Source organism: Terrisporobacter sp., assembly GCF_017888745.1.
GTDB lineage: Bacteria > Bacillota > Clostridia > Peptostreptococcales > Peptostreptococcaceae > Terrisporobacter.
In genome coordinates this window covers 1-8,207 of the sequence record NZ_JAGHFM010000070.1, presented here as the reverse complement: position 1 = coordinate 8,207, position 8,207 = coordinate 1, and the positions used below count along the sequence as shown (strand labels likewise).

Annotated in this window: 7 protein-coding genes; 6 read left to right on the top strand and 1 reads right to left on the bottom strand. The window is 28.2% G+C overall.

Annotated elements, in window-relative coordinates; translation table 11 throughout:
- The coding region (locus J7G74_RS03295) for a sigma-54 interaction domain-containing protein (RefSeq protein ID WP_297131936.1) at positions 1–1,379 on the bottom strand (1,379 nt) is incomplete at its 3' end.
- 307 nt (positions 1,380–1,686) lie between these two features.
- On the opposite strand from J7G74_RS03295, the gene J7G74_RS03290 reads away from it, so the two are divergent.
- The 6 genes from J7G74_RS03290 to J7G74_RS03265 all read left to right on the top strand — a co-directional run.
- A complete protein-coding gene (locus tag J7G74_RS03290) occupies positions 1,687–2,625 on the top strand; it encodes a 4Fe-4S binding protein (protein WP_297131932.1) in 939 nt (312 codons plus the stop codon).
- A 157-nt stretch (positions 2,626–2,782) separates the two neighbouring features.
- The gene (locus J7G74_RS03285; RefSeq protein ID WP_297131931.1) at positions 2,783–4,204 is read left to right on the top strand and encodes a sodium:solute symporter family protein; all 1,422 of its coding nucleotides are present in this window, start codon (positions 2,783–2,785) and stop codon (positions 4,202–4,204) included.
- Positions 4,205–4,219: 15 nt separating this feature from the next.
- Positions 4,220–4,441 carry a hypothetical protein gene (locus J7G74_RS03280; RefSeq protein WP_297131926.1) on the top strand — a complete coding sequence of 74 codons (222 nt, stop codon included), beginning with the start codon at positions 4,220–4,222 and terminating at the stop codon, positions 4,439–4,441.
- Between the two features lie 21 nt (positions 4,442–4,462).
- A complete protein-coding gene (locus J7G74_RS03275) occupies positions 4,463–4,999 on the top strand; it encodes a hypothetical protein (RefSeq protein WP_297131923.1) in 537 nt (178 codons plus the stop codon).
- A 24-nt stretch (positions 5,000–5,023) separates the two neighbouring features.
- The gene (locus J7G74_RS03270; RefSeq protein WP_297131921.1) at positions 5,024–6,550 is read left to right on the top strand and encodes an HAL/PAL/TAL family ammonia-lyase; all 1,527 of its coding nucleotides are present in this window, start codon (positions 5,024–5,026) and stop codon (positions 6,548–6,550) included.
- Positions 6,551–6,861: 311 nt separating this feature from the next.
- Positions 6,862–8,207, top strand: a 1,346-nt coding sequence (locus J7G74_RS03265; protein WP_297131918.1) for an FtsX-like permease family protein, incomplete at its 3' end; no start/stop codon positions are given.

Genomic DNA, 8,207 nt, shown 5'->3' with positions numbered 1-8,207 from the left:
TGCATTAGTTCTCTAACATTTCCAGGCCAATTATAATTTTTTAGTATGTCTAAAACTTTGACTGATATATTATTTATATTTTTTAGATACCTTCTACCTAATTTATCTATAAAGTATTTTAAAAGAACTTCAATATCATCATCTCTTTCTCTAAGTGGTGGAATATTTACTATTATAGTTGAGATTCTATAAAATAAGTCCTTTCTTAAAATATTATTTTGAGTCAAAAGGAAAGGGTCTTCATTACAAGAAGATATAATTCTTACATCACATTTTATATTTTTCTTTCCTCCAACTCTCATAAATGTACCATCCTGTAGAAATCTAAGAAGTTTTGACTGTAATGATAGACTCATTGAATTAAGCTCATCTAAAAAAATAGTACCGCCATTTGCCTCTTCAAATAATCCAGTACTGTCAACACTACCAGTATAAGCACCTTTAGATGTTCCAAATAACATACCTTCTATTAAATTTTCTGGTATTGCAGCACAGTTTATAGCTAAAAATTTTTTGTTAGAACGTTTACTATTATTGTGAATACTTTGAGCAAAAAGTTCTTTTCCAGTGCCAGTTTCACCATATATTAGTACATTACAGTCTTGGATAGATACTTTAACTGCTAAATTGATGGCTTCTCTAAACTGTATACTATTTCCTATTAAGTCTTTAAATGTATATTGTGTAAAAGTGTTATTAGGATTAGAATTGTATTTTTGTTTATGTATAAATTTTTGCATTTTTGATAATTCTGAAATATTTCTTTGAATAGAAGTAGAGTCTCTCTCTATAAGTAAAGAGCCTACTAAGTGATTATCAAAGAATATTGGGTATGCTGTATTTATAGTTGTTACCACTTTACCAGAATTAGTTTTAAATGTATCACATCTATTAATTACAGGTGCTTGGGTTTGCAGTGTAGTAAGTATAGTACTATATTTTTCGTCAACATGTGAAAATATATCTGTAAGATGTTTACCTAGTATACTTTCATTATGATTTTTTAGAGAAATCGTCGAGCTTGCATTATTGTAATATATTAGATTTGCATTTCTGTCATAAATTTGAATACCATCATCTAAGGTATTTAACATTTTTTCTAGGATTAAATTGTCGGGTATAGTTTTCTTAATAAATATAAATGATATTTCTTCATTAGGTCTAATGATTTCATAGTAAAACTGCTCTAAATTCCAATAGAATATACCATTATCTTTATCTAAGTTAATTTCAAAAATATCTGACACAGGAGTATTAGTATGTAAAGCTAAAAGAGTTACATAAGATTCAGAAAAATATTCATCGTTACTTTTTACAGATAAGATACGATTATATTTATCTAATGTTATAACAGCATCTATAGCATTAATATGAATCAATCCTTTCTAATTATATTAATTGATAAATTCAGATGAATTGTAAATTTTTATGATAAAAAATAAGAGCCTATAGTATTAAGTATATAGAGATATTACTAAATTTGCAAAATAAGTTTACGATATGTAAACTCATTTTACATGTAGTGAAATTTTAATAAGAGATTAAAGTTTTAAAATATCTATTATTCGCCTTTATTATACAATTGACAATAATTATTTACATATAAAAGGTGAACAATTTAATGAAATAATATGGCATAGAAATTGCTATTAATAATTATAAAAATAACAGATAGGGGGTGATGATTTGAAAGATAAAATAATAAGTCAATTTAATGTCCCTGAAGAAATAGAGTCATTTATCGACAAAATGTTATTGATAGATGAGCAGAAGCTTATATCTAAAATGGAAGATAAAATGTATTCTAAAAATGATCTTAAACAATTAGTTTCTGAATTAATTGATATAGACTCAGAAAATTTTATAGCATCTTGCTACAAAAGGTGTATCTTAAATAAAGTTATTGAAGAAAATGAAGTTCTATATGTATTGTCTGATTCATACCAAAGGCTAGGTGTATTTGCCCAGTTTGAACAAGATATTTGGGAAGGTATTGATGGCGATATAAGAAAGAGAGTTGATGAATGGTATGTAAATGAATATGCAAAAAAATCAATAGAGAAGATTGAAAAAGGAAATGACAGAGAACAAAGTAATATAGAAAATGCATATTTTATAAGCTTAGAAGAAGCTCTAGATTTAATAGACAAAAAAGAATCTTCTATTTATTTACTTCCATGTAACTGTAAAACTATGGCTAAAAACTGTAATAAACCTCAAAATGTATGCGTTCAATTTGAAACTGGAATAAATAGCATGATAGATAGAGGGTGGGGAGTTAAGATTTCAAAAGATGAAGCTAAAGAATTAATACGAAATGCTAACAAATCAGGACTTATGCATAGTAGTGAATGTGAAAGTGCTCTTTGTAATTGTGATGCTTGTTGTTGCTATCCGATAAGAGCATCTAAAATTTTGGGAATGGAAAAGCAATGGCCAAAAAAAATTCATGAAATATCATGGAATAAAGAAAAATGCATAAGCTGTGGTAAGTGTAGTAAAATATGTAATTTTGGTGCGTTTACTATTGAAAACAAAGTAGTTAGTTTTAATAATGAAAAATGTTGGGGATGTACAATATGCAAAGATAATTGTCCAACTAATGCTATAAAACTAAAATTTTAATTATGGATATGATGAAAAACATATGATTAAGGCAGATATAAATCTAAGTATTAAAAATGAAGATTTAGTAGATAAAATTATGAAGTTTAGTAATAAAATAGACAAATAAATTATGGCTAATATGTGTAAATAATTATAGAGATATGGAGGAGAATTTATGTTAACTACAGTAGATAATATTGTGATATTACTATTTGTGGCATTTGTTATATACATAGGTTATTACTTTTCAAAATCTGTTAAAGATATGGAAAGTTTTTACCTAGCTAATAGAAGCTTACCATGGTCATTAGTTGTTGGAACATTAGTTGCATCTTGGTATGGTGGTGTTGGGGTTGTAGGTACTGTGGGGTATGCAGCTGCATTTGGATTTGCATCATGGGCTATATGGTCAGTAGGTGCCCATTTAGTAAGATTTCCTTTAGCTTTATGGATCGGACCTAAGATTCATATTAGGTCAGATGTGACAATACCCGACTTTTTAGAAAGTACTTATGGAAAATGGGTAGCTATATTAGGTTCAGTATTTTTATTTATATATTGTTCACAATTAGGAGAAATAACAGCTACAGGATATATAGGTCAAGCTGCATGGGGAGCTAATAAGGTTTTAGTTGGAGTTGTTATTGTAGTATTAACAATACTTTTAACTTGCTTAGGTGGACTTATGGGGGTAGCAGTAACTGATATGATAATGTTTGCTTGTATGGTTTGCGGTGTATGTATGGCATTTCCTAGTTTATATGAGTCAGTAGGTGGGTTAGAAGGAATGGGAGAGCTCTTATCCGCTAACAAGGAGCTATTAGACCCAGTAGCAGGTATGCCAATTTCAAAGGCGATGATGCTTTTAGTACTATGTTTAAATGTATATGCTGATCCAAGTTTTTATCAAAGATTCTCTGCATCAAATTCTGTGAAAACAGGAAGACGTGCAATGTTAACATGTTTCTCACTATGGGTAGCATTTGATATGGTTTTAGTAACTACAGGTATGATAGTGAGAGGTTTATATCCTGAAATGACACCAGAAGTAGCGTATGTAACTGTAATTTTAGAAGGATTACCTGCAGGGTTTAGAGGATTATTTATAGTAGGTCTTATGGGAGCAATAATATCAACTTTAGATAGTTACTACCTAATAGGTGGAACTACACTTGCAAATGATATATACGGAAGATTAAAAGGTGAAAAATTAAGTGATAAGAAAATTATAAACTTAAGTAGATTAGGATGTTGTCTATTAGGGGTAGCTGGATTGCTACTTGCATTTAAATTTACAATGGTTTATGATGCTATTTCATTTTTAATGAGCTTATGGATGTCAGTAGCATTTGTCCCTATAGTTGGTGGATTAATGTATAAAGGCAAAAAGACTCAAGCAGGAGGTCTTATGTCAATGATTTCAGGTATTTTAGTATTTGCATATTTTAAATTAAACCCTATCATGATATCAGATTCTTTTGGAGTGCTGGAACCTATACTAATAGCGCTTCCAATATCTTTTGTATTTTGGATGATAGGAAATCAGATAGGAGTAGACAAATCAACTAAAGAAAACAATATTATAAAAAGTATATAAGCTAGGAGGTATTATATGTCTGATAAAGAATCTAAAATAGAATGGCTAGGGATAGATGGTTTTTTAGTGATATTATTTCCAATAGTAGTTTCTATCATGTGGTTTTCATTTGATAGGAAGATAGACTTTATTATAGGAAAATTAGTTCCTTATGGCACAGCGATAGTTGTTATATTGATAATATGTAAATACTTTAGGGAAGTAATTGGTTTTAGTAAAGTTAATAAAAAAGACTAAGTCACAGGTGCGGAGGTCAAAATGAAAATTGATAGCTATATAAAAGTAATGAATGAAGAACATGCAAATTTGATAGCATCTAGAAAAGGGAACCTAATAGGAAAAATTTTATTAAGAAAAGAATTTTCAAATGATATAAAAACATTGTATATAGAAAATAAGATTGTAACTCTTAATATGACTTATGAACCTAATATTTTGAGTAGAATGATTTTTAAATCAAAGAGTAAAAGTCAAAAAATAAAATTTATAGCAGATGGCTCGACTGGCTCTGTTGCATACTATGAATCAGCTCCTAAATTAGAGCGCATAGATGTAGAAGAAGATAAGATTCAACTATCAGTTTATGACGATGACTTATTAATAGAAAAATCAAAGCGACTAGCAAGAAGAATTGTTAGAAGACATGTTGGAGGAAACGTTTATTTGGAGATAGATAATATAAAAAGTATTTTTAGACCATTTTACGTAGCATTTTATGGGGAATTAAAGGAAGGTAATAAAGTAAGATATCTTCCCATAGCAGCTGATGGATGCAATAGTAAAAGGACTCTTTAAAATTAAATTAATAAAGGAGGTCTTATGGGAGTAGTTGTTTTAGGAGGAGATATTAAAATAGAAGATGTGGTAAATGTAGCCAGAAATGGATATAAAGTTGAATTTTCCCAAGAATATATAGATAGGGTTAAGAATTGTAGAAGACTAGTAGAAAAATTTTCCCAAGAAGAAAGGGTAATTTATGGAGTGACTACAGGTATTGGAGACAATTGTAACAAATTTATTTTGAAAGAAGAGAGAGAAATTATACAAAGAAATAATATACTTTCTCATATTACATCAGTTGGAGAGCCACTAAATGATGAGTGTGTAAGGGCTATAATGTTTGTAATGCTGCAACATATGGGGAAAGGATATAGTGGTATAAGATTAGAAACTTTAGAATTAATAAAAATATTACTAAATAATAATATTACACCAATAGTTCCTAAGCATGGTTCAGTAGGATATTTGTCATTAGAGGCACATATAAGCGCAGTTTTAATTGGAGAAGGAAAAGCAAAATATGAAAATAGAATACTAAATGGGAAAGATATTATGAAAAAGTTAGGAGTTAATCCTATCGTACTATCTAGCAAGGAAGGTTTGACACTGTTATCAGGAACTAGTTCTGTAACTGCAATAACAACATTAGCATTATATGACTCCATTATAGTTGCCAAAACAAGTGATATATCATCAGCAATGACACTAGAAGTATTAAAAGGAACTTTGATGGCTATGGATGAAAGGCTCATGAATGTAAGGCCTCATGAAGATCAAGGAAATACAGGTTATAATATAAGGAAAATTTTAAAAGACAGTGAAATAATAAAAAAATACGAAGGATATAGAGTACAAGATGCATTATCAATAAGATGTATACCGCAACTTCACGGAGCCTGTAAAAAAGTGATAAAGGATGCCATAGTTACTTTATCTACAGAACTTAACTCATCTGTAGATAATCCTCAAATATTTAAAGAAGGAGATAATGATGGTGTTGCTATAATGGGTTGTAATGCTGACGGAGCTTATGTTGGAATAGCTGCAGATACTATAACAATAGCTGTTACTAACCTTATGAAAATGAGTGAAAGAAGAACAGATCGAATGTTAAATAGACATGTTAGTGAATTACCTCCATTTTTAAATAGTAATCCAGGTCTAAACAACGGACTTATGATAACTCAATACACATCTGCAGGTATACTTGGTGAAATGAGACTGTTATCTCATCCTGCTACTATAGATAATATAGTTACTTGTGCTAATCAAGAAGACTATATAAGTATGGGATATAATGCAGCTTTAAAAGCTTATGAATGTATATCTTTAGCTAAGTATATAATTGCTATTGAGTTATTATGTTCTAGTCAGGCTCAAGATTTTTATAAAGATTTAATGCCTTCAAGTGCAACAAGAGCGGTTTATAATTTAATTAGAGAAGGTGTAGATTTTATAGAACAAGATTGCAATATGAGTGTACCTATTGAGTATATATCTAAACTTATTATGGAAAATAAAATTGTGAAATCAGTAGAAGATGTAATAGGAGCATTGATGTTTTAGTTATTAAAATAATAAGTGAAGTACTAAATTTATAAAACATAGTGAAAATATTTAGCAAATCATTTTATATATAAATGAATTAGAACATATAATTATAATCCAAAGGAGCATATTAAAATTATTGCTCCTTTTTTTATTTTCAACTTTATTACTTGGCAACGGGCAAAGCCGTTGGCGACATGAAGTGGAGCGCCCACGCAGTGGCTTAAGCGAAGCGAATTTTTATATTAATAATACTTTTTTCTTGATTTATAAAAACTTTACATTACTATAAAATTAGCTGGATTTATATTGGAGGGGATATGAAAATCATGAAGAAAAAAAGTTTATTTAATATTTTGCTTTTTTGTGGAATTTTTTTATGGATAATTCCATCGGGAATATTTTATGAAGTAGATAAAAAGATAGTATTATTTTACTTTGGATTTCATTTAGTAATGTCTTTATTATATTTTATCCACTTTCGAAATGCTACTAGAGATAAAAGAAATTCACAATTTGAATGGGTATTAATATATTTATCGACAGCTGGGAGTATATTAGCTCATGTTGTAACTTATATAGCATTACTTTATCAAGGACAGGTATCAAATTTCAAACTAATACCTATAGTGTTAGTCCTTAGATGTGTAGTTCTTATTTTTATTGCTATTTATCGATATTCAGAGTATGAAGAATCAGATTTTGATAAAAAAATAAAAGAAGAAAAGAAATTAAATTCTGAGAAAAATAAAGAAAAAGTAGTAAAGAAAAAAAATAATAAGTGGGTTTATAAAATTTTATTAAAAGACTTTAGAGCCAATCTAAAAAACTATACTGTTTTTATAATAAGTGCTGTTTTAACTTTTACATATGTGTATGGATTTTTAGGAAATCTTTTTATTATACATAATATGCAAGAAACTAATATGGCTCAAATTGGTGAAGGTATTACATCTGTTGTATTAAATGCTTTAATTATTATTACTGCTGTGACTATATTAATTCAATTTTATGCCTTAAAAAACTACATACAAAATAGAATGCATGATTTTAAAACATTAATGTTACTTGGAATGAAAAAGAAGGAAATATATAAAAGTTTGTTATTTATATTAACAATAAGCTTACTTATTTCTTATATAATAGGAGCTATTTTAGGTAATGGAATGATATTTATTTTTAGAAAAGTATATGGATTCTATTTACCAAATACTATTATTCCTAAAGCAGATATAATTCTTGTAACAGCACTATCCTTTGTTATATGTTTAATAATTTTAGTTTTTATTATGTCTATAGTTCAAGATATGGTTATAGAATCAGGTATGCTAAATGTTTCAAATTCAAATATGGAAGAAGAAATGCCTAAATTTAGAAAAATAATTTTTGTATTACCAATTTTTCTTATTATATTGTTTGGATTATATTCTGATCCACATAGAGCTGAATCACTGTATATAATTTATCCTTGGATTATAATATTTGTAATATTTACTTATTTTGGTGCTACATATGTTCTTAGAAAACTTAAGAGCAAGAATAAACACTATTTAAATAATATTTTTACCTTTAATCTTATATATTATAAACCTAAAAGTTATTTAAAAAACTCTATGGCACTATACACATTACTTTTTGTAATGTTTTTCACATATATATTTCAAATATCAACTTT